The organism is Halorubellus amylolyticus (assembly GCF_034808145.1).
Taxonomy (GTDB): Archaea; Halobacteriota; Halobacteria; order Halobacteriales; family Natrialbaceae; genus Halorubellus.
Genome location: NZ_JAXHGM010000029.1, coordinates 1 through 372, shown reverse-complemented (window position 1 = coordinate 372; position 372 = coordinate 1). Strand labels below are relative to the sequence as shown.

The window sequence follows — 372 nt, the reverse complement described above, 5'->3', positions numbered from 1 at the left end:
GGTAAATTAGCTGGTGGGGTGTTATTAAGAGCCTTTTCTATTTGATTAATAGGTGGATAATTTAAATCGAATGACACTAAATTCTTAAAGCTCATCTGCCTGTCTCGGTTGTTTGGTAATAACAACTTAGTGACACGAAATCTTACTCTATCTTTAACAAACTCAATAACTTCAAAAAGTTCGGGTGTAAACGTCCATACATCTTTTGGCTCAGAGAAAGTGGTATGAGCCACACATAACACTGGTTTTTCTATATACATTTTATTAATTTGGTCAACTTTATAAAAGCTACAGTAGTCTAGCTCATCGTATGTAGGGTTGTACCAATCATAAATTGTGCGAGATACATCTGCAAACTCTGAACTACTTTTA

At 34.4% G+C, this 372-nt stretch carries 1 protein-coding gene; it reads right to left on the bottom strand.

The genetic code is table 11. The features are described from left to right. The coding region (locus tag SM754_RS20155) for a hypothetical protein (protein ID WP_323677927.1) at positions 1-372 on the bottom strand (372 nt) is incomplete at both ends.